The organism is Burkholderia sp. Ac-20344 (assembly GCF_017104975.1).
Lineage (GTDB): Bacteria > Pseudomonadota > Gammaproteobacteria > Burkholderiales > Burkholderiaceae > Burkholderia.
In genome coordinates this window covers 1-1,940 of the sequence record NZ_JAAGPP010000342.1, presented here as the reverse complement: position 1 = coordinate 1,940, position 1,940 = coordinate 1, and the positions used below count along the sequence as shown (strand labels likewise).

At 67.9% G+C, this 1,940-nt stretch carries 2 protein-coding genes; both read left to right on the top strand.

The window, feature by feature from the left end; genetic code table 11:
* Positions 1-1,348: circularly permuted type 2 ATP-grasp protein (locus G3N64_RS39000; RefSeq protein ID WP_205788881.1), on the top strand; the 1,348-nt coding region annotated here is incomplete at its 5' end.
* Positions 1,349-1,412: 64 nt separating this feature from the next.
* The coding region (locus tag G3N64_RS38995; RefSeq protein ID WP_205788880.1) for an alpha-E domain-containing protein at positions 1,413-1,940 on the top strand (528 nt) is incomplete at its 3' end.

Sequence of the window (1,940 nt, the reverse complement as noted above, 5' to 3'; positions counted from 1 at the left end):
GTGGCTCGACGCGCAGAATCCTGCAAGCCTCGCCCAGAAAGCCCACGACGCGGAGGGCGTGTTCCGCAAGACGGGCATCACGTTCGCCGTCTACGGCGACGCGGAGGCCGCCGAGCGGCTGATTCCGTTCGATATCGTCCCGCGCATCATCTCGGGCGCGGAATGGAGCCGGCTGTCGCTCGGCATCGAGCAGCGCGTGATGGCGCTCAACGCGTTCCTCGACGACATCTACCATCGCCAGGAAATCGTGCGCGCCGGCATCGTGCCGAAGCACCTGATCGCGCACAACGAAGCGTTCATCCCGGAGATGATCGACTTCCGGCCGCCGGGAAACGTCTACACGCATATCATCGGCGTCGACATCGTGCGCACCGGCGAGAACGAGTTCTACGTGCTGGAGGACAACGCGCGCACGCCGTCCGGCGTGTCGTACATGCTGGAAAACCGCGAGACGATGATGCAGCTCTTCCCGGAGCTGTTCCAGCAGGTGAAGGTGCGCCCGGTCGAGACCTATCCGCAGATGCTGCGCCAGTCGCTCGCGGCCGTGTGCCCGCCGGGCGGCAACGCCGACAACCCGACCGTCGCCGTGCTCACGCCCGGCATCCACAATTCCGCGTATTACGAGCATTCGTTCCTCGCCGACCAGATGGGCGTGCACCTCGTCGAGGGCAGCGACCTGCAGGTGATCGACGGCCGCGTCGCGATGCGCACGACCGAAGGCTTCCAGCCGATCGACGTGCTGTACCGCCGCGTCGACGACGCGTTCCTCGATCCGCTCACGTTCCGCCCCGATTCGGTGCTGGGCGTCGCGGGGATCATGGACGTCTACCGCGCGGGCAACATCACGATCGCGAACGCACCGGGCACGGGCATCGCCGACGACAAGGCGATCTACTCGTACATGCCGGAGATCGTCGAGTTCTACACGGGCCGCAAGGCGCTGCTGGAGAACGTGCCGACCTGGCGCTGCGGCGAGGCCGACAGCCTGAAATACGTGCTCGACCATCTCGACGAACTGGTCGTGAAGGAAGTGCACGGCTCGGGCGGCTACGGGATGCTGGTCGGGCCGTGCGCGTCGAAGGCCGAGCTCGAGGCATTTGCCGCGAAGCTGCGCGCGCGCCCCGCGAACTACATTGCGCAGCCGACGCTCGCGCTGTCCACGACGCCGATCCTGACCGAAGCCGGCCTCGCGCCGCGCCACGTCGACCTGCGGCCGTTCGTGCTGGTGTCGGACCGGATCCGCATCACGCCGGGCGGGCTCACGCGCGTCGCGCTGCAGGAGGGATCGCTGGTCGTCAACTCGAGCCAGGGCGGCGGCACCAAGGACACCTGGGTGCTGGCCGACTGAGCCGGACGCGACCGCGTGCGCCGGAGCCGGCGCGCGAACCGAACGAAGACGGAGTGGACACGAGATGCTTCTGGGACGAACTGCAAGCGGTCTTTACTGGATGTACCGCTATATCGAGCGCGCGGAGAACATCGCGCGCATCGTCGACGCCGGGCTGCGGATGGCGCTCACGCGCACGTCCGACGCGCCGGCCGAATGGTCGTCGGTGCTGGTCAGCTCGGGCACGGACGACGGCTACCGGCAGAAATACGACGCGTATGCGGCCGATACCGTGACCGACTACCTGCTGCGCGACCGCGACAACCCGTCGAGCGTGCTGTCGTGCATCGAGGCGGCGCGCTCGAACGCGCGGATGGTGCGCACGGCGCTCACGCGCGAGGCGTGGGAGAGCGTGAACGGCGCGTGGCTGGCGCTGCGCCGTGCGCTTGCGCAGCCGGTGCCGGAGAGCGCGCTGCCGGCCGTGCTCGACGAGGTGAAGCGCGAGACCGCGCTGATCCTCGGCAGCTTCTACAGCACGATGCTGCGCAACGAGATCTTCGATTTCGCGCAGATCGGCGCGTTCATCGAGCGGGCCGACAACACCGCGCGGATC